The 19,118-nt window shown below is 65.5% G+C and carries 18 protein-coding genes and 1 tRNA gene; 10 read left to right on the top strand and 9 right to left on the bottom strand.

The window, feature by feature from the left end; genetic code table 11:
* Positions 1 to 225: 225 nt before the first annotated feature.
* A complete protein-coding gene (locus L1965_RS12120) occupies positions 226 to 1,122 on the top strand; it encodes a hypothetical protein (RefSeq protein WP_235756714.1) in 897 nt (298 codons plus the stop codon).
* 381 nt (positions 1,123 to 1,503) lie between these two features.
* On the opposite strand, the gene L1965_RS12125 is transcribed toward L1965_RS12120, so the two are convergent.
* A tRNA-Ser gene (locus L1965_RS12125) sits at positions 1,504 to 1,592 on the bottom strand.
* 43 nt (positions 1,593 to 1,635) lie between these two features.
* Complete coding sequence (locus L1965_RS12130) at positions 1,636 to 2,142, bottom strand: hypothetical protein (RefSeq protein ID WP_235756715.1); 507 nt, start codon at positions 2,140 to 2,142, stop codon at positions 1,636 to 1,638.
* A 115-nt stretch (positions 2,143 to 2,257) separates the two neighbouring features.
* On the opposite strand from L1965_RS12130, the gene L1965_RS12135 reads away from it, so the two are divergent.
* Entirely contained in the window at positions 2,258 to 2,668 is a 411-nt protein-coding gene (locus L1965_RS12135) for a SufE family protein (RefSeq protein ID WP_235756716.1), read from the top strand.
* Here the strand turns inward: L1965_RS12135 and mnmA are convergent.
* Complete coding sequence (mnmA, locus tag L1965_RS12140) at positions 2,640 to 3,815, bottom strand: tRNA 2-thiouridine(34) synthase MnmA (protein ID WP_235756717.1); 1,176 nt, start codon at positions 3,813 to 3,815, stop codon at positions 2,640 to 2,642. The genes L1965_RS12135 and mnmA overlap by 29 nt on opposite strands.
* A gap of 148 nt (positions 3,816 to 3,963) precedes the next feature.
* Between mnmA and sciP the strand changes: the two genes are divergently transcribed.
* The 4 genes from sciP to recG all read left to right on the top strand — a co-directional run bounded on the left by sciP (position 3,964) and on the right by recG (position 9,552).
* On the top strand, positions 3,964 to 4,239 hold the full coding sequence (sciP, locus tag L1965_RS12145; RefSeq protein WP_235756718.1) for a CtrA inhibitor SciP: 276 nt from the start codon (positions 3,964 to 3,966) through the stop codon (positions 4,237 to 4,239).
* A 99-nt stretch (positions 4,240 to 4,338) separates the two neighbouring features.
* Positions 4,339 to 5,049 (top strand): response regulator transcription factor CtrA, encoded by a 711-nt coding sequence (ctrA, locus tag L1965_RS12150; RefSeq protein ID WP_235756719.1) that lies wholly within the window; start codon positions 4,339 to 4,341, stop codon positions 5,047 to 5,049.
* 199 nt (positions 5,050 to 5,248) lie between these two features.
* On the top strand, positions 5,249 to 7,456 hold the full coding sequence (gene ligA, locus L1965_RS12155) for an NAD-dependent DNA ligase LigA (RefSeq protein WP_235756720.1): 2,208 nt from the start codon (positions 5,249 to 5,251) through the stop codon (positions 7,454 to 7,456).
* Positions 7,432 to 9,552, top strand: coding sequence for an ATP-dependent DNA helicase RecG (gene recG, locus L1965_RS12160; protein WP_235756721.1), 2,121 nt, complete (start codon positions 7,432 to 7,434; stop codon positions 9,550 to 9,552). The genes ligA and recG overlap by 25 nt, the downstream gene beginning before the upstream one ends.
* Before the next feature lie 280 nt (positions 9,553 to 9,832).
* On the opposite strand, the gene L1965_RS12165 is transcribed toward recG, so the two are convergent.
* The gene (locus L1965_RS12165) at positions 9,833 to 10,276 is read right to left on the bottom strand and encodes an iron-sulfur cluster assembly scaffold protein (protein WP_235756722.1); all 444 of its coding nucleotides are present in this window, start codon (positions 10,274 to 10,276) and stop codon (positions 9,833 to 9,835) included.
* Positions 10,277 to 10,338: 62 nt separating this feature from the next.
* Between L1965_RS12165 and hisI the strand changes: the two genes are divergently transcribed.
* Complete coding sequence (hisI, locus tag L1965_RS12170; protein WP_235756723.1) at positions 10,339 to 10,698, top strand: phosphoribosyl-AMP cyclohydrolase; 360 nt, start codon at positions 10,339 to 10,341, stop codon at positions 10,696 to 10,698.
* A 41-nt stretch (positions 10,699 to 10,739) separates the two neighbouring features.
* Here the strand turns inward: hisI and gluQRS are convergent, their stop codons facing one another.
* The 3 genes from gluQRS to L1965_RS12185 all read right to left on the bottom strand — a co-directional run bounded on the left by gluQRS (position 10,740) and on the right by L1965_RS12185 (position 13,681).
* Positions 10,740 to 11,591, bottom strand: a complete 852-nt coding sequence (gene gluQRS / locus L1965_RS12175) for a tRNA glutamyl-Q(34) synthetase GluQRS (RefSeq protein WP_235756724.1) — start codon at positions 11,589 to 11,591, stop codon at positions 10,740 to 10,742.
* Positions 11,573 to 12,910 (bottom strand): methylenetetrahydrofolate--tRNA-(uracil(54)-C(5))-methyltransferase (FADH(2)-oxidizing) TrmFO, encoded by a 1,338-nt coding sequence (trmFO, locus tag L1965_RS12180; protein WP_235756725.1) that lies wholly within the window; start codon positions 12,908 to 12,910, stop codon positions 11,573 to 11,575. Before trmFO ends, gluQRS begins: the two co-directional genes overlap by 19 nt.
* Before the next feature lie 120 nt (positions 12,911 to 13,030).
* Positions 13,031 to 13,681, bottom strand: coding sequence for a 50S ribosomal protein L25/general stress protein Ctc (locus L1965_RS12185; RefSeq protein WP_235756726.1), 651 nt, complete (start codon positions 13,679 to 13,681; stop codon positions 13,031 to 13,033).
* A 222-nt stretch (positions 13,682 to 13,903) separates the two neighbouring features.
* On the opposite strand from L1965_RS12185, the gene L1965_RS12190 reads away from it, so the two are divergent.
* On the top strand, positions 13,904 to 14,857 hold the full coding sequence (locus tag L1965_RS12190) for an acyltransferase family protein (RefSeq protein WP_235756727.1): 954 nt from the start codon (positions 13,904 to 13,906) through the stop codon (positions 14,855 to 14,857).
* 25 nt (positions 14,858 to 14,882) lie between these two features.
* Here the strand turns inward: L1965_RS12190 and L1965_RS12195 are convergent, their stop codons facing one another.
* Positions 14,883 to 16,049 carry an alpha-hydroxy acid oxidase gene (locus L1965_RS12195; protein ID WP_235756728.1) on the bottom strand — a complete coding sequence of 389 codons (1,167 nt, stop codon included), beginning with the start codon at positions 16,047 to 16,049 and terminating at the stop codon, positions 14,883 to 14,885.
* Between the two features lie 56 nt (positions 16,050 to 16,105).
* Positions 16,106 to 16,363 (bottom strand): hypothetical protein, encoded by a 258-nt coding sequence (locus L1965_RS12200; RefSeq protein ID WP_235756729.1) that lies wholly within the window; start codon positions 16,361 to 16,363, stop codon positions 16,106 to 16,108.
* A gap of 125 nt (positions 16,364 to 16,488) precedes the next feature.
* On the opposite strand from L1965_RS12200, the gene L1965_RS12205 reads away from it, so the two are divergent.
* Positions 16,489 to 17,076 (top strand): TetR/AcrR family transcriptional regulator, encoded by a 588-nt coding sequence (locus tag L1965_RS12205; RefSeq protein WP_235756730.1) that lies wholly within the window; start codon positions 16,489 to 16,491, stop codon positions 17,074 to 17,076.
* Between the two features lie 75 nt (positions 17,077 to 17,151).
* Positions 17,152 to 19,083 carry a DNA primase gene (dnaG, locus tag L1965_RS12210; protein ID WP_235756731.1) on the top strand — a complete coding sequence of 644 codons (1,932 nt, stop codon included), beginning with the start codon at positions 17,152 to 17,154 and terminating at the stop codon, positions 19,081 to 19,083.
* The last annotated feature ends 35 nt before the right edge of the window (positions 19,084 to 19,118 follow it).

The raw sequence follows: 19,118 nt of genomic DNA on the forward strand, positions 1-19,118 counted from the left end.
TTGAAGTCGCCAAACTCCACCTCGACCATACACCTCGATGGCCACCTGAGATTACACCGAACGAGCCGGTGAAATTACACCACGTGCTCGGACATTACCTTTTCTTTGCGCGCCGTCCCGCCTGAAGTAGTCGATGGTGTTACGTCGGGCCTGTACAAAGTCACTGGCTCCGTTGTCCGTGAGGTGTCTTCAGGGCGCGGTGTGGCATTCCTTCAAGAAACCAGTGTGGTACAGTCTCTGCTCAACAGTGCGTTGAGTGGGGTTGGCGCAACGCTTCAGAACGGATTCAGTCCCCTAGGCGTAGTTGCTCTCATCCAGAACCAGCAGATTAAATCTCGCTTGGCCGAAGTTCAATCTTCTCTGGCTCTCTTGCAGAATCTTCAAATTGGCACGTTGGCAGTTTCCGGCCTTGGGCTTGGAGTATCTGTCGCGGGCTTTGCCGTGATTCTGAAACGCCTCAAAGGCATCGAGGCACAGCTCGGCACTATCGAGGCCAAAATTGATCGCGTTACAACTGATCGTCGCACAGATGATATTCGCATGATCTTTGCTGATGTTGGGACGCAGTTGGACATCGTGGACACCTTGTCCGCGCGGTCAAACAGGGTGAGCAGCGGAGAGGCGGCTGAGCATGCGCTAGCGATCTCATCCGGGAGACTTGAAGCCCATTTTCAGCAAGAATCCGAAGCCATGCAGATGGGCCGCATGACATCTGCCGACATGGACATGCTGTGGTCGTTGGCCGCTGCGATCAGACTTTGCCATGAAGCTGGGCTCCGAGCCCTCTACAGCATCGACGAATTGGAAGCTGCAAAACAACTGGCCGAACGACGAGCGCAGCGTTTTCTAGATCTTAGCCAGAGCCTTACCCCCGATGCCTTGGCGCGCCTCTGTGCTCAGGGCAAGCTCGATCTGACCTCCTACACTGAGGCGCGGCGGCTGGCACTTCCACAGGCCGAAGTTCTTGTGCAGGCGCTGCGTGATAGTGTGGCGTCAATCAGCTCCCAATCGGAGCTGGCTCATAACCTGATAGACAACGAGATTACGGGTCCAGCTTACCTCGCTGAGATCGCAGAAGAGGAGGACGCGCCGCTACTCATGCTGTCGCCGCCTGCCTCGTAGAGGTAACAAGCACCAGTCCTTTTTTCATCAACGCTTTTCGGGGTTGGCACCGGCAAATCACCGCCATCGCTACGCACCATTCGGCCAGCGCACGCAGCTTCTGCGCCTCTTGCGTGTTGCGGCTCTGTTCCCCTTGAAGGCGATTGACACAAGGCCCGAAGTTTAAGCGGTGTTGAAACTCAGGACATTGGAAAGACGACGAAAAATCCGACCGAACCGAAATCGGCGAGGTTCGCCCGAACAGAGACGGAGCGCCATTCAGAGCCCGGAACAGGCGTGGCGCGCGGTCTCAGAGGTTCGCATGGGGGAGGCAAAGCCCTTTGAAAACACGACTATTTCCGCGCCGCGATGGGCGCCTGTCCGTGTTCGCAACAGGGATGATGGCGGAGGCGGTGGGATTCGAACCCACGGTGGGGTTGACCCACGTCGGTTTTCAAGACCGGTGCATTAAACCACTCTGCCACGCCTCCGTGGCGGGACGCTTAGCCGCTTGGCGGATAGGGCGCAAGATGCTCAGCGGCGGAGTGTCACGACGTTGGTGGCGCCGTTGATCTCGACTGCGGCGATGCGGGCGAGCTGGATATTCGACAGTGCGACCGCCGCGGTGATCTGGTCGGTTTCGGGGCGGGCGGGCAGGCGTGCGGACTCGCTTGAGGCCGCCGGGGGCAGGGCGACCATGCGCAGGCGCAGAACCCCGTCGGCGTCCGGTGTGATCCGCCCGGCGGGCTGGGGCCGTGCGGTGAGAAGCGCGACCCCGGAATATCCCTTGGTCGGGGTCATCGCCGTAACGACCAAGAGACGGCCTTCCGCAAGCGGTTCCCATCGCGCTCCCGTGATCTGTGCGATTCCTGGCCTGGCATCAGCAAGCTGGCCGTAGCCTCCATCGGGTTCCAGCGTCGTGCGCGGGGCGCTGCCGCCGCCGAACCATCCCAGCGGGTTCCATCGGCTGTCGCCGAAACGCCCGCCGCAGCCCGACAGCAGCAGGACCGAGATCAGGAGGGGCGCGGTCAGTTTCGTCATGTCACCATCCCTTGGTCTTTCGCCCGATTGTTAGGGGAAAGCGGCGCGTCGCGAAAGCCTCTTTGACCTTGTCGGCGCATCGGGTTAACCCGATATCAAGCCCGAAGGAGCAACCATGGCCAGCCCCGCCTTTGAAGACATCGCAGAGACTTTCGAATTCCTGGATGACTGGGAGGATCGTTATCGCCACGTCATCGAGCTCGGCAAGGCAATGCCGGCAATGGAGCCGGCGCTTCAGGTGCCGGCGACCAAAGTCGAGGGCTGTGCCAGTCAGGTCTGGATCATGCCGAGGGTCGAGGACGGTCGCTTCGATTTCCAGGGTGACAGCGATGCGATGATCGTGCGCGGGCTGATTGCGATCCTGCATGCCTTGTATGCCGGCCTGTCGGTCGGCGAAGTCGTGCGCGTCGACGCGCAGGCCGAACTGGCCCGGCTGGGTCTGGACGAACATCTGTCCTCGCAGCGATCGAACGGGCTGCGGGCAATGGTCGAGCGAATCAGGCTGCTTGCCGCCGCCGCAGCGTGATCCAGCCGCCACCCAGCACCCGTGTGGTGTCGCCAGCATAGAAGACACAGGCCTGGCCAGGGCTGACGCCTTCCTCGGCGTCCAGCAATTCGACCTCGGCGCGCGTGCCGTCCAGCGGCCGCAGGATCGCGGGCTTCGGCGGACGGGTCGAGCGGATGCGGACCATGCATGCGATCTCGCCTTCAAAAGGCTGATCGCCCAGCCAGTTGACCTCGGAGACCGGCACGACGGTCGTGGCCAGATGGGACTTGGGGCCGACGATGACCTGCCGCGCGAACGGATCAAGCCGCACCACATAGAGCGGGTCCTCGAGCCCGCCGATTCCAAGACCGCGACGCTGGCCGATCGTGTAGTGGATCACGCCCCGATGCCTGCCCAGCACCCTGCCGCTCATGTCGACGATATCACCGGGGTCGGCGGAACCTGGGCGAAGTTTCTCGATCACCGAGGCATAATCGCCATTCGGCACGAAGCAGATGTCCTGGCTGTCAGGCTTGTCTGCGACCGACAAACCGTATTCCGCGGCCAGCGCCCGGGTTTCGGCCTTGCTTTTCAGGTGGCCAAGAGGGAAGCGCAGGAACTCCAGCTGCTCCTGTGTGGTCGAGAACAGGAAATAGCTCTGGTCACGGGCCGGATCGGCGGCCATGTGCAACTCGGCGCGGTCCGGACCCGCCTTGCGCTGGATGTAGTGGCCGGTCGCCATGCAGTCCGCGTCGAGGTCGCGGGCGGTCTGCAGCAGGTCGCGGAACTTCACCCGTTCATTGCAGCGAATGCAGGGCACGGGCGTCGCCCCGGCCAGATACGCGTCGGCGAATTCGTCGATCACCGATTCGCGGAACTTGTTCTCGTAGTCGAGGACGTAATGCGGAAATCCCATGCGTTCGGCGACGCGGCGGGCGTCATGGATGTCCTGGCCGGCGCAACAGGCACCCTTCTTGGCCAGCGCCGCACCGTGGTCATAAAGCTGCAGCGTGACGCCGACGACATCGTAGCCTTCCGATTTGAGACAGGCGGCGACCACGGAACTGTCCACGCCGCCGGACATTGCCACCACCACGCGCGTCTGTGCCGGCGGCTTGGCAAAGCCGAGACTGTTCAATATCGGATCGCCGCCAGAAGGGCGGCGCGGAAGGACGGTGCTGGTCATGATCCCGATGGGTGTTCGCGAATTCCCGTCGAAATATAGGCAAATGCTAGCCATTCTCAACCCACGCCGCGTGAAAAAGCGGCGCGGGCTAACCTCGGTTTAAGCCATTTCCACCAGTGTCGCAGGACGCGACCGAAGGACAGGTGGAATGTTCGTGAAGAAAACCAGTGGCCCCCGCACCGTGACTTTGCCGAACGGCAGGATCCTGACCGTTGCCGATTTGCCGCCAATGGATACGCGCTGGGTGGCGAGCCGCAAGGAAACGGTCGTTCTGGCCGTCGCATACGGGCTTATCTCGCGCGATGAGGCGTTGCGCCGCTATGGGCTTTCCGAGGAAGAATTCGATGCCTGGCATCAGGCGATGAAGCAGCACGGGCGCGCGGCCCTGAAGGTCACCGCACTGCAAAGATTCAGACAACCATAGGTTGCGTCATCACGTTTTCGTCGTCATAAGTAACGACATATTAACCTGATGGGTCGATTGTCGGCACAGCACCTAGGCGAATCGAGGACGAACCAACACATGCGTATTCTTCTGGTTGAGGATGATCCCAGCACCGCGCGCGCGATCGAACTGATGCTGACGGCGGCCAGCTTCAACGTTTTCCTGACCGATATGGGTGAGGAGGGGATCGATCTGGCAAAGCTTTACGATTACGATCTCATCCTTCTCGACCTCGATCTTCCCGACATGCACGGGATGGAGGTGCTGCGCCATCTGCGACTGGCCCGGATCGATACGCCGATCCTGATCCTGACCGGATCGGACGACACCGAAAGCAAGCTGCGCGGCTTCGGGTTCGGCGCCGACGACTACATGACCAAGCCTTTCAACCGCGAGGAATTGCAGGCCCGAATCCAGGCGATCATCCGCCGTTCCAAGGGGCATAGCCAGGCGATCATCCAGACCGGCGAGATCATCGTCAATCTCGACGCACGCTCGGTCGAGGCGAAGGGCAAGCCGGTGAATCTGACCGGCAAGGAGTATCAGATCCTTGAATTGCTCAGCCTTCGAAAGGGCACCACGCTGACGAAGGAGATGTTTCTGAACCATCTGTACGGCGGCATGGACGAACCCGAACTGAAGATCATCGATGTCTTCATCTGCAAGCTTCGCAAGAAGCTGTCCGAGGCCCTGGGCGGCGAGAACCATATCGAGACTGTCTGGGGGCGTGGCTATGTGCTTCGCGACCCCGGTCCTGCGGATGAGAAACGGCTGGCCATGGGCGCCTGATTCTCGCCTCGACCGGGGTGAGGCGAAAGGCCGGCTCGCCTGTGCGAGGCCGGTCGTTTGCGTCGTTGGCCGCCGCGACTTGCGCATGGTTCCCTTCTGGGCGAAATCTGTCGGGGCGCCCTTGGCGGGCGTGGCGGGCGGGCTTTCCTGATGCAGGCGAGGCCAGCCGTCAGCAGAGCGGGACAGACGGGGCGACGGGATGGCGCAGAGCACGCGGGATGATCAGGAAGGCGCAAACGCGGCCGGGAAATGGCTGCCGGTCACCGATCTGACACCGCAGCAGGCCGGCGACGAAATCGCCGATCTGGCCAAACGCGTCGCGCAGGCGAACGAGCAATATCACGGCGGCGACTCGCCGCGAATCAGCGACGCCGAGTATGACAGGCTGAAACGACGGCTGAGCCAGCTGGAAGACGCCTTTCCCGCATTGGCGCTGCCAGACAGCCCGACCGGCAAGATCGGTGCCGCCCCCGTCGAGGGCTTTGGCAAGGTCACGCATGCTCAGCGGATGATGTCGCTCGCGAACGCCTTCGACCCTCAGGACGTGCGCGATTTCGTTGCCCGCATCCGCAGCTTCCTGAACCTTGCGCCCGGTGCCCCTCTGGATTTCACCGCCGAGCCCAAGATCGATGGTCTGTCGCTGTCATTGCGCTATCAGGACGGTCAACTGGTGCAGGCTGCGACGCGCGGCGACGGCAGCGTGGGCGAGAACGTCACCGCCAACGCCCGCACGGTCCCCGATATCCCGCATCGGTTGAACGGCGACGCGCCGGGAATCGTCGAGATCCGGGGCGAGGTCTATATGTCGCATCCGGACTTCGCGCGGCTGAATGCGGGTGACACCGGCCGCGTCTTCGCCAATCCCCGCAACGCCGCCGCGGGATCGCTGCGCCAGCTGGACCCCAGCGTGACCGCCGCGCGCCCGCTGAAATTCTTTGCCTATGGCTGGGGCGAACTGACCCGGCCTCTGGCCGAGACGCAGATGGGCGCGGTCGAACAGCTGGCGGTGCTGGGGTTCCGGACCAACCCGCTGATGCGGCTTTGCCACGACGCGGACGGGCTGATTGCCGCCTGGACCCGGATCGAACAGCAGCGCGCCACGCTTGGTTATGACATCGACGGGGTGGTCTACAAGGTGAACGACCTCGGTTATCAGTCGCGTCTGGGGTTTCGCTCGACCACGCCGCGATGGGCCCTGGCGCACAAGTTCCCGGCCGAGACGGCCTGGACCCGGCTCGATCGGATCGAGATTCAGGTCGGGCGCACCGGGGCGTTGTCGCCCGTCGCGCGACTGGAACCGGTGACGGTCGGTGGCGTGGTGGTGTCGAACGCGACGCTGCACAACGAGGACTACATCGCCGGGCGCGACCATACCGGCGCACCGATCCGCGAGGGCCGCGACATCCGCGAGGGTGACTGGGTGATGGTCTATCGCGCCGGCGACGTGATCCCGAAGATCGCCGATGTCGACCTGTCGCGTCGGCCGTGTGACAGCCGCCGCTACGCGTTCCCGACCTCGTGCCCCGAATGCGGGTCGGACGCGATCCGCGAGCCGGGCGATTCCGTGCGCCGCTGCACGGGCGGGCTGATCTGCCCCGCGCAGGCGATCGAGAAGCTGAAGCATTTCGTCGGCCGCGCCGCCTTTGATATCGACGGGCTGGGGGCGCGACAGATCGAGATGTTCTTTGCCGACGACATCTTGCCGATCCGCGAGCCCGCCGACATCTTCACCCTGGCCCGCCGCGACGCGAACAACATAGCCCGGCTGAAGAACCGCGACGGCTTTGGCGAGCGTTCGGTCGAGAAGCTGTTCGCCGCGATCGAGGAGCGTCGTCGCATCGATCTGAAACGGCTGCTTTTCGCGCTTGGCATCCGGCATGTGGGCGAGGTCGCGTCCGCCACGCTGGCGCGGCATTTCGGCAGTTGGGACGCTCTGGTGGCGGCGGTCGATGGCGCGGCCCAGGAGCCCGCCTTCACGGCCGAAGACGACAAGGCGCGCAAGGCCGCGTTGGCCGACAGCCCGAACTGGGCCGAGTTGACCGGCATCGACGGCATCGGCGCGGTCCTCGTCCTCTCGCTGGTCACCAGCTTCCAGCAACCGGCCGAACGTGCCGGCATCGACCGTCTGGTCACGCAGCTGGACATCCAGCCCGACCGCTCGCCCGCGGCAAACCACACCGAGATCAGCGGCAAGACCCTGGTGTTTACCGGGACGCTGGAACGGATGACCCGTGCCGAGGCCAAGGCCCGGGCCGAGGCGATGGGCGCGAAGGTCGCGGGTTCGGTGAGCGCCAGGACCGATCTGCTGGTGGCCGGGGCCGGTGCGGGCTCGAAGGCCAGCAAGGCGACCGAGCTTGGCGTCAGGGTCATCGACGAGGACGAATGGCTGCGGATCGCGGCACAATGACTCAGCCGAAAGGACGGCCCCCGGCGTTGTTTCCGCTTTTCGCCGGGATCGACACCTTGCCGGGGGTCGGACCCAAGGGTCAGGCCGCACTGGCCCATCTGGGTATCGAGCGCCCGCGAGATCTGATTCTGACGCTGCCCAACAGCGGAGTCATCCGCCGACCGATCAAGCGGATCCTGGACGCGCGACCGCCGGAAACGGTCACCCTGGCCGTCACGGTCGGACGGCATCACCCCCCGACCGGGCGGGGGCGTCCGTGGCGGGTGCATTGCGGCGACGACGAAGGCGGCGATCTGACGCTGGTGTTCTTTCATCCCCGTGGCGACTGGATCGAAAAGCAGTTGCCCACCGGCGCGCGAAGGCTTGTCAGCGGCAAGGTCGAACTGTTCGACGGGCTTGCCCAGATGGTCCACCCGGATCATGTCCTGCGCGACGACGAGCCGCCGCCGGCCGCGTTCGAGCCGGTCTATCCGCTATCGGCCGGCTTGACCCAGCGGGTCATGGCCAGGGCGGTCGAGGCCGCGCTGGAGCGGATGCCCGCGGCAGAGGAGTGGATCGATCCGCAGGTCCTGTCCTCACGCGGCTGGCCCGACTTCGCCGAGGCGCTGAGGCTGGCGCATGCGCCCAGTTCGCCCCATGACCTGTCGCCCGACCACCCTGCGCGGGCGCGTCTGGCCTATGACGAGTTCCTGGCGCACCAGATGACGCTGGCGCTGGTGCGCCGCGAAAAGCGCCGCTCCAAGGGTCGGGCCAGCGCGGGCGATGGCCATCTGAGGCGGGCGGCTCTGTCCAGCCTGCCCTGGCCGCCGACTGGCGCCCAGACCCGCGCCGTCGCCGAGATTGCCGCCGACATGGCCAGCGACAAGCGCATGAGCCGGCTTCTGCAGGGTGATGTCGGCGCCGGCAAGACCCTGGTCGCGATGCTGTCGGCGCTGATCGCCGTCGAGGCGGGCGGGCAGGCGGTGCTGATGGCGCCGACCGAAATCCTTGCCCGCCAGCATGCGCGCGCGCTGGAACCGCTGGCGCGCGCGGCCGGTGTCCGGCTGGCGGCACTGACCGGACGCGACAAGGGCGACTTGCGCACGCAGGTGCTGCAGGATCTGGCCGAGGGGCGGATCGACATTCTTGTCGGCACCCACGCCGTCTTCCAGAAGGACGTGCATTTCAATGATCTGCGGCTGGCAATCATTGACGAGCAGCACCGCTTCGGTGTGGCCCAACGGCTGGAACTCTCTGCCAAGGGACAGGCCCCGCCTGACATGCTGGTCATGACCGCGACGCCGATCCCCAGATCGCTGGCACTGACGCAATATGGCGATCTGGATCTGTCGGTGCTGGACGAAAAGCCACCGGGCCGCCAACCCATCACCACCGTCATGATCAGCGATCAGCGGCTGGATGAGGTGACGGCGCGGATGCGCGAGGCCCTGGGCCGGGGCGCGCGCGCCTATTGGGTCTGCCCGCTGGTCGAGGAAAGCGAGGTCAGCGACCTGACGGCGGCCGAGGCGCGCTTTCAATCGCTGCGCGCCCTGTTCGGGGATCATGTGCGGCTGATCCACGGCCAGATGCCGGCCGATCAGCGCGATGCCGCGATGGCGGATTTTGCCAGCGGGAGGGCGCAGATCCTGGTGGCGACGACGGTGATCGAGGTGGGCGTCGATGTGCCCGAGGCGACGATCATGGTGGTCGAGCGTGCCGAAAGCTTCGGGCTTGCACAGCTGCATCAGCTGCGCGGCCGCGTCGGGCGCGGGCAGGGGGCCTCGACCTGCCTGCTGATGTATCATCCACCCCTGAACGAGACCGGCGCCCGGCGGCTGACCACATTGCGCGACACCGAGGACGGGTTCCGCATTGCCGAGGTGGATCTGGAGATGCGCGGCGCGGGCGACGTGATCGGCACCGCGCAGTCCGGGCTGCCGCGCTTTCATGTCGGGGATCTGGAACACCAGGCCGGGCTGATGGCGACCGCACGGCAGGACGCCCGCGCCCTGTTGGAGCGCGACCCGACCCTGGACGGACCGCGCGGCAGGGCGATGCGCCTGCTGATGTGGCTGATGAGCCAGGACGAGGCCATCCGGCTGATCAAGGTCGGTTAAGAATTCTTAAGATGTTCTTAAAAAGTTCTTTACAGCACGCCGGAGAAATGAGAACAAAGAGGCAACACAGAGGAGTATCCCATGACCCGCGAGTTCCTGTCCGATCTTCTTGGCGTCACCGCGCTGTCTGTCATCACCGGCGTGATGCTGTGGCTGCCCGCCATCCTGCAAGCCTGAATTTCTGCCCCGCGATGCGAAAGCGGCGCCACGCCTGTGTGCCGTCCTGTCCCTGCTCGCGCAACTTGGCCGGCCCCGATCAGGGGCCGGTTTTTTCATGCACTCAGGCCGCGGCCAACGCCTGGTCCACCGCTTCAAGTGTCGCTTCCCAGGCCAGCAGGATCGAGGCGTGGCGGTTGGGATATTCGCGGGCGGGCAGCAAGACCTCGAGTTCGGCGAACGGGGGCGGGGGCGGATCGCCAGCGTTCTTCAGCATGGCGCGCAATTGGTCATGCGTCGCGGCGATTTCGTCGCGGCTGCGGCCGATGACGGCGCCGCCCAGCACGGCGGCCGAGGCCTGACCCAGCGCGCAGGCGCGCACCTGCTGGGCAAACTGGACAATGCGGCCGTCCTTGACGCCGACGTCCACCGTCACCGAGGACCCGCATTGCGGAGACCGGCGCATCGCGCTGCCTTGCGGCGCGGTCAGGCGGCCCTGATGCGGGATCGATGTCGTCAGCGCCAGGATCCGGCGCGAGTAAAGCTGCATCAGGTCGCTGTCGGCCATCGGTTCTTCCCCGCGCGCATCATCCGTCCTAGATAGGTGCCCCGACCGCGAAAGGAAACCCGATGTTCGACCCCACCAGCCTGAAATACGATGCCAACGGACTGGTCCCCTGCATCGCACAGGATCACCGCAGCGGCGAGGTTCTGATGATGGCCTGGATGAACGCCGAGGCCGTCGCCCGGACCCTGAGGACCGGACGGGCCACCTACTGGTCGCGCTCGCGTCAGGGCTTCTGGGTGAAGGGCGAGACCTCGGGTCATGTCCAGACGCTTGTGGAGTTGCGGGTGGATTGCGACAGCGATTGCCTGCTGGCGCTGGTCGAACAGACCGGACCCGCCTGCCACACCAGCCGCCGGAGCTGCTTCTACACCGCGATCCGCAACGGCGAACCGGTCGAGATACTGGCGCCGATGGTCGGGTAGCCCGCGGGGCACTGTGGACGTTTCGCGCCCCGCCCGCCAGTTCACAGCGACAGCAGGCGGCGGATGTCCCCAGGCGTCGCGCCGTCTTCGCGAAGCGCACGGATCGACCGGGAATCATCGCGTTTGGCCAGACGCTTCCCGGCGTCGTCCCGGATCAGCCGATGATGATGATACACCGGCGTCGGCAGTTCCAGCAACTTCTGCAGAAGCACATGTATCCATGTGGAATCGAACAGATCCTTGCCGCGCGTAACCAGGCTGATGCCTTGCGCCGCATCATCGACGACGACCGCGAGATGATAGGACGTGCCCATCCCGCGCCGAGACAGAATCACGTCGCCGATTCCGTCCAGAAATTCGGCTCGGCCCAGGCCGTGAACCTGCCCGGGCCGGATCGCCTCATCGCGGAAGGCGATCCGGTCCAGCCGCAAGGCATCGAAGGCGCGCGCGGCGTCAAGACGAATCACATCGCCGTCGCTGGCGTCCGACATCGGGCGGGCGCGACAGGTGCCGGGATAGATCAGCCCGTCGGGGCCGGCGGGCAGCGCGCCCTCCTGAGGGGCTGACAACGCCGCGCGGATATCACCACGGCGGCAGCGGCAGGGATAGCACAAGGGCGCCAGTCGCAGCAGCGCGTCCCGATAGACCGGCAGCCGGTCGGACTGCCGCATCACCGGACGGGGCCAGGCCAGCCCAAGCCATGCCAGATCCTCGAAGATCGCCGCCTCGAACGCGGGCCGGCAGCGGTCGCGATCGATATCCTCGATCCGCAGCAGGAACGCGCCGGGATCGGCCCTGGCCGACGCGACCAGCGCCGCATAGGCGTGACCCAGATGCAGAAGACCGGTCGGCGAGGGCGCGAAGCGGGTGCGCCTTACTGCGCCGCAAGCCATGACCTGAAATCGTCCTTGGCGCGCTGGGTGTAGGCTGGGTAGCGATCCTTGCGGCCCTTGCGGCCCGCCCGCATGTCGTCGAGCGGCGGGAAGAGGCCGAAATTGACGTTCATCGGCTGGAAGGTCCTCGCGTCTGCGCCCCCGGTGATGTGGTTGACCAGCGCACCCATCGCCGTGGTGAACGGCGGTGGAGGCAGTTCACCGCCCCGGATCTGCGCGGCCGCCATCCGCCCGGCCAGCAGGCCCATCGCGGCGCTTTCGACATAGCCCTCGACTCCGGTGACCTGGCCCGCGAAGCGCAGATTCGGCCGTCGCCTCAGGCGCATGCGGTTGTCCAGCAGGCTGGGCGAGTTCAGAAACGCGTTGCGGTGGATTCCGCCCAGGCGGGCGAAGCTCGCATTCCGCAGGCCGGGAATCATCCGAAACACCTCGGTCTGCGCACCGTGTTTCATCTTGGTCTGGAAGCCGACAATATTATAAAGCGTTCCCAAGGCGTTGTCGCGACGAAGTTGAACCACGGCATAAGGTTTGTCCTGCGGCTTGTGGGCGTTGGTCAGGCCGACCGGCTTCATCGGGCCATGGCGCAGGGTCTCGCGCCCGCGTTCCGCCATGACCTCGATGGGCAGGCAGCCATCGAAATACCCAGCCGTCTCGCCCTCGCGGAACTCGGTCTTGTCGGCGGCCAGCAGCGCGTCGATGAAGGCCTCGTACTCGCCCCGGTCCATCGGGCAGTTGATATAGGCCTTCTGTTCGGCCTCGGTTTCGCCCTTGTCGTAGCGGCTTTGTTCCCATGCCACATCCATGTCGATCGTGTCGGCGTGAACGATCGGCGCGATGGCGTCAAAGAAGGCCAGCGCATCGGTGCCCGTCACGGCCCGGATCGCGGCGGCCAGCGCGTCCGAGGTCAGCGGCCCGGTCGCGACGATCCAGTTGCCCCGATCGGGCAGTTCGGTGATCTCGCCGGCGCGGATCTCGATGAGCGGATGATCGTGCAGCGCGGCCGTGACCGCCTGCGCGAAGACCTCGCGATCGACGGCCAGCGCGCCGCCGGCGGGCAGGCGATGACGGTCGGCCATCGCCATGATCAATCCGCCCGCCGCCCGCATTTCCCAATGCAGCTGCCCGACCGCGTTCATGACATCGTCGTCCGAACGGAACGAGTTCGAACACACCATTTCGGCGCAATCGCCCGTCTTGTGGGCGAATGTCCCGACAGCCGGGCGCATTTCGTGAAGCATGACCGGGACCCCTGCGGCGGCGGCCTGCCAGGCGGCCTCGGAACCGGCCAGTCCGGCGCCGATGATGTGGACGGGTTCCATGGCGGACCTCCTGAGTTTGCGGACAGTGCGCATCGGCTAGCAGCGCGGGCCCGAATTGAAAAGGGCGACGCCAGTGGCGCCGCCCCGCATGTCACGCACGCCCCGGCCGGGGCAGCGCAATCACTCCTCTGCGGTCTCGGCCTCGGCCTCGGCAGCCGCCTCGGTGCTTTCGTCGCCTTCCTCATCTTCGCTGGAACGCAGCGCCGACGGCGCGGCGATGTTGGCGATGGCGAAGTTCCGGTCGATGGTTGCCCTGGTGCCTGCCGGCAGCTTGACGTCGTGGATATGCACGCCGTCGCCGACCTCAAGTCCCGACAGGTCGACGGTGATGTGATCGGGGATGTCACCGGCGGTCACGATCAGTTCGACTTCCGGACGAACGGTCACCAGCGTTCCGCCCTTGCGCAGGCCCGGGCATTTTTCCTGTCCGACGAACTCGACCGGGATGAACAGCTTGACCTTCGAGGTCCGGCGCAGGCGCATGAAGTCGATATGGATCGGCAGATCCTTCACGACATCTTTCTGGACGCCACGGCAGATGACGCGAACGTCGTCCTGTCCGTCGACCTTCAGGTTCCACAGCGTGGACATGAAGCGGCCCGAGCGCAGCTGGGTCAGCAGCTTGTTGAAGTCGAACTGGACGGCGACCGGGTCCTTGTGGTCGCCATACACGATACCGGGCACCTTGCCTTCGCGGCGAGCTTGGCGGGCGGCCCCCTTGCCTGACCCCGCGCGTGCCTCGGCCACCAGATCAGGGATCTCTTTGGCCATGATGTCTATCCTTCATATTTTCAAGAAACCGCCATCCTCCAAGGGTGCATGGCGGCAGAGCCGGGCCCATACACCATCGCGCGCGCGGAGAAAAGAGCCAAAGAGTGCAGATGCGGTGGACACAGGGTTTGACAGGGGGCGACGGCAACATTATGCCGATAGGATGGTCTGCATTTTACGCTGCCCGCAGTTTTTCGGCGAGAATTCTTCCGGGGTAAAGAGTTGATTCAGGACCGGGTTTACTCGATCGACTACATGCGCGCGATTCTCGCCGCGTTCGTCGTGATCGGGCATAGCGGGCTGGGTCGCGAGACGTTCGGCAGTTTCGGCCTGATTGTCCTCAGCATCGTGTTGCGCCATGCGGTTCCGCTTTTTGCGATGACCGCCGGCTATTTCCTGTTCCGCACCCAACAGAAGGCCCGGTACTGGCTTTGGGTGCAGCGCATTCTGCTGATCTATGTCGCGTGGTACCTGATCTATTTCGTCTTCATGCAGCTTTGGCAGCAAGCCACGACCCAGAACCTGCGAGAATTCCTGCTGGGCTTTCGGCATCTGTGGTTCCTCGAAGGTCTGGTGGTGGCCGCCTGCATGATGGCCCTGGTGATCCCGCGCGGGCCAAGGGCGATGCTTCTTTCCGCGGTCGCTTTCGGGTCGATCGGGCTGGTCCTGCAATATGCCTCGATCGGGCATCTCGTTCCGGTGCCGCTGGAAGTCTTTCGGAGCGGGCCGTTCTTTCTGTATCCGTTCATGGTGATGGGATATCTTTTCGCGCAGAAGATGTCCGCGCCTCAGTCCGTTCCCTGGGCGATCCCCGGTCGGGGTGTCCTGATCGCCGCACTGTTGACAGGGCTGGTCCTCGCTCTGTGCGAGAACCTGGTGTTCCTGACCGTCGTCAACCGATACGCGATTCTGGAATTCCAGGCCGGGCTGTTCCTGATGGCGCCCGCGATCTTTGCGCTGACCCTGCGTGTCTCGGTGCCCGCCAGCGGACTGCCGTTGGGACGGATCGCATCGGCCGTCTATGTCATTCACTATCTGTTCCTTCATTTCGCCAGCGAGATGCAGGTCAGCCACCCGCTGGTGCCGACGCTTGTGGCGTTCTTCGCGCCGGCACTGATGGTGGTCGCCATGGTCCGCATCGGGCGCGGTCAGCGTTGGCTGGCCCAGCTGTTCTAGGCAACCGGCGAAGGAAGAGCCCTGATCAGGCGCCGTATTCGGTCAGGAAGTCCTGCGGCATCATGATGTTGTGGCGGCCAAGCGCATGGACGTCGCGCTCGCCGCACAGCGCCATGCTGATATCCAGTTCTTTCCTGATCACGTCGAGGGCTGCGGTCACGCCAGCCTCGCCCATTGCGCCCAGGCCATGGACGAAGGCGCGGCCGATCCAGGTCGCATGCGCCCCCAGCGCCAGGGCCTTCAACACGTCCTGCCCGCTGCGGATGCCGCTATCCATGTGGATCTCGACCTGATCGCCAACCGCCTCGACAATATGCGGCAGCATCCGGATCGAACTGAGCGCGCCGTCAAGCTGGCGACCGCCATGATTGCTGACCACGATCGCATCCGCGCCGAAATCGGCGGCGATCCGGGCGTCCTCGGGATCGAGGATGCCCTTCAGGATCAGCTTTCCGCCCCACATGTCGCGGATCCGGGCGACCTTGTCCCAGTCCAGCCGCTCGTCGAACTGCTCGGCGGTCCAGCTCATCAGCGAACGGGTATCGCCGACGCCCTTGGCATGGCCGACGATATTGCCGAATTGCCGGCGTCTGGTCTGCAACATGCCCAAGCCCCAGCGCCATTTCGTCGCCAGGTTCAGCATCGTCGCCAGGGTCAGCTTGGGCGGCGCGGACAGCCCGTTCTTCAGGTCCTTGTGGCGCTGGCCCAGGATCTGAAGATCCAGGGTCAGCACCAGCGCGTTGCAGCCCGCCCGCCTGGCCCGCTCGATGATGGCGGCCAGGAAGTCCTGATCCTTCATGGCGTAAAGCTGGAACATGAAGGGCTTGGTCGTGTGTGCGGCGACATCCTCGATCGAGCAGATCGACATCGTGGACAGCGCGAAGGGAACCCCGAATTTCTCGGCCGCGCGAGCCGCGTGGATTTCGCCGTCGGCATGCTGCATGCCGGTCAGCCCGACAGGCGCCAGGCCGACCGGCATCGAGACCGGCAGCCCGACCATGTCAGAGGCCGTGCTGCGGTTCGACATGTCGACCGCCACCTTCTGGCGCAGGCGCAGCCGGGCGAAATCGGTCGTGTTGTCGCGGAAGGTCTGTTCCGAATAACTGCCCGACTCGGCATAGTCGTAGAACATGCGCGGCGTTCGCGCTCGATGCAGTGCCTTCAGGTCTTCGATGCAGGTGATGACAGGCATGTGCGGCCTCTTGGACTTGGCGGTTTCGTCATACGAAGGAACCGCCCTGCTTGCAATCAATCGCGCGCGGCCGTCATCCGCGCCAGCGCGTCCGGTTCGATCACCGGCCCGCGCATACCGTCCGCGCGCCGTTTCAGCGCCGCGGCGCGCGTCCGGGTTTCGTCGGCGGTGATCGATGGGCTGGCTGCGGCCCCCGCGGCGTGATCGGGCAGCGCAGGCTCGGCCAGGATCATCTCGGTCGGCAGCAGATGGGGGTAGGTGTCGCCACCGCCGCCACAGGCCGCAAGGCATATCAGGGCAGGGATCGCGGTCATGCGGAATGCGTGCGTCATCGCGACAGGTTACGTCGGGCGATGCACGGCGGCAACGGCTGGTTTGGCGTTGCGCCGCATCGCAGCCTGGGACTTCCACATGCGCGCGCGCCGCACTAGAAGTCGGCATGGCCCGCACGCAAGGTTCCCGCGCCGACATCACCGGCCCCCTCATCCGCGACAAGGCCCGCAAGCTGTTCGCGAGCCAGGGCTATGCGGCCGTGTCGATGCGGCAGATCGGGTCCGAGGTCGGCGTGCAGGCGGGGGCGCTTTACGCCTATACTGCCGACAAGCAGGCGCTGCTGCATGATCTTCTGGAAAGCCACATGCAGGAATTGCTGGCGGCGTGGCGGGACGATCCGACCGCGGATCCGCTGAGCCGGCTCGAGGCCTTCGTGCGTTTCCATATCGATTTCAGCCTCGACCACCCCGACGCGGTGTTCCTCTCCTACATGGAGCTGCGAAATCTCACGCCGGAAAACTTCACGCGTATCGCCGAGCTGCGCGGGCGCTATGAGGCCGCACTGGAAGCGATCCTGCGCGACGGCATGGCCACCGGCGTGATGCGCATCGAAGACAGCAAGCTTGCCACGATGGCGCTGATCGCGATGCTGACCGGGGTGACGAACTGGTACCGCGACGGCGGGCGTCTGGACCGTCACCGGATCGGCGACATCTACTGGGGTCTGGCGCGCGGCGCAGTCGGGGCGCATTGACGTCCGCTTGCGCGTTCTGCAGATACCCAGATCACGGCGCTTGCCGCCGTCACCGACGTTCCCGATAGTCATCCCATGAGTCTGCCACCCGGATTCCTCGACGAATTGCGCAACCGAGTCCCGATCAGCCGGGTGATCGGGCGCAAGGTCGTGTGGGATCTGCGCAAGTCGAACCAGGCCAGGGGCGACTGGTGGGCGCCGTGCCCCTTCCATCAGGAAAAATCCGCCAGCTTTCACTGCGACGATCAGAAGGGTTTCTACTACTGCTTCGGCTGCCAGGCCAAGGGTGACGCGCTGACCTTCCTGCGGGAAATGGACGGGCTGGAATTCATCGAGGCGGTAAAGCTGCTGGCGGCCGAGGCGGGGATGCAGATGCCCGAACCCGATCCCCGCGCGCGCGAGCGGGGCGACCGCCGCGACCGCCTGCTTGAGGTGACCGAGGCCGCATGCCGCTGGTTCCGCCTGCAAATGCAGACCGGGGCGGCGGCCGAGGCGCGCGACTACCTGGCGCGTCGCGGCATGGACCGCGACACCGAAGACCGGTTCGAGATCGGTTTTGCGCCCGACAGCCGCACGGCCCTGACCCGGGCGTTGCGCGAAAAGGGCCTCGATGAGGCGCTGATCGTCGAATCGGGCATGTCGGCAAGGCCGGATGGCGGTGGCGCGGCGTATGACCGCTTTCGCGACCGGATCATTTTCCCGATCCGGGACGGGCAGGGGCGGTGCATCGGTTTCGGGGGCCGCGCGATGGCAGCCGCGGCGCGGGCGAAATACCTCAACAGCCCCGAAACCCCGTTGTTCGACAAGGGGCGCAACCTCTACAATCTCGGCCCCGCCCGCGCCGCCGTCGCCAAGGGCCAGCGGCTTGTCGTGGCCGAAGGATACATGGACGTCATCGCGCTGGTGCGTGCCGGGTTCGAGGCTGCGGTCGCGCCGCTGGGGACGGCGATCACCGAGGATCAGTTGCGTCTGATGTGGCGTGTCTCGCCCGAACCGGTGATCGCGCTGGACGGCGATGCGGCCGGCCAGCACGCGGCAAGGCGACTCATCGACCTGGCGCTGCCCCTGACCGGACCGGGCCAGGCGCTGCGTTTCGTGGTCCTGCCCGCGGGCCAGGACCCGGACGACCTTCTGAAGTCGGCGGGCGCGGGGGCGATGCGCGCGCTGCTGGACCAGGCGCGCCCGCTGGTCGATCTGCTGTGGTCGCGCGAAACCGAGGGGCAGGTGCTGGACAGTCCGGAACGCAAGGCCGCGCTGGACCGCCGGCTGCAGCAGGCGATCGCGCGGATCCCGGACGACCTGACCCGCCGCCACTATGCCGACGAGATCCGCACCAAGCGGCGCGAGTTGTTCGGTGGTGACTGGCAGAAGCGCCGCGGCGGGCCGGCTGCGCGCCGTGCGGGTCCGGGTGCGGCGGGCCAGGGGCCGGCCCGGCGCGGAGGGGCCTCGATGGCCCCGCGCGCGCCGCGCCCTTCTGCCACGGTCAGTACGCCGCAATCGGGTGAATGGCTGCTGGAAGGTGCCAGCCTGCTGATCTGCGCGCTGCGCCCCGAACTGATCCCGGCGACGGAATCGCGGCTCGAGCGACTGGTGCCGCAGGATCCCGACCGCGGCGCGCTTCTGCATGACCTGCTGTCGGGCACCGATACCGCGGCCGGCCGTCGTGCCCTTGAAACGCTCCGGGCCGACGCCCATCTGGGCCTGACCCCGGCCGTGATCGAATCGCAGGATGATGCGGCCGCGACCGCGATCCTGACCAATCTTCTCGAACGTCTGGAGGCGCAGCGCGCCGCCGGAACCGAGCTGGTCCGGGCAGAGGCGGAAATCCAGGGCGAGGCCGATGAGGGCCTCACCTGGCGGATGCAACAGACCGCCCGCGCCCGCCACCGGGCCGAGCGGCCCGACATGGAGGATAGCGGCGACCTGAACGAGGATCGCGACGCGCTGTCTGCACAGCTGGAAAGCTGGCTCAATGGCCAGATCTGGCGCAAGCCGCCGCGGCGCTGACACGCGACGGATCGCCCGGCCCGGAAAGCCATTGC

It is taken from the genome of Paracoccus salsus (assembly GCF_021556615.1).
Taxonomy (GTDB): Bacteria; Pseudomonadota; Alphaproteobacteria; order Rhodobacterales; family Rhodobacteraceae; genus Paracoccus; species Paracoccus salsus.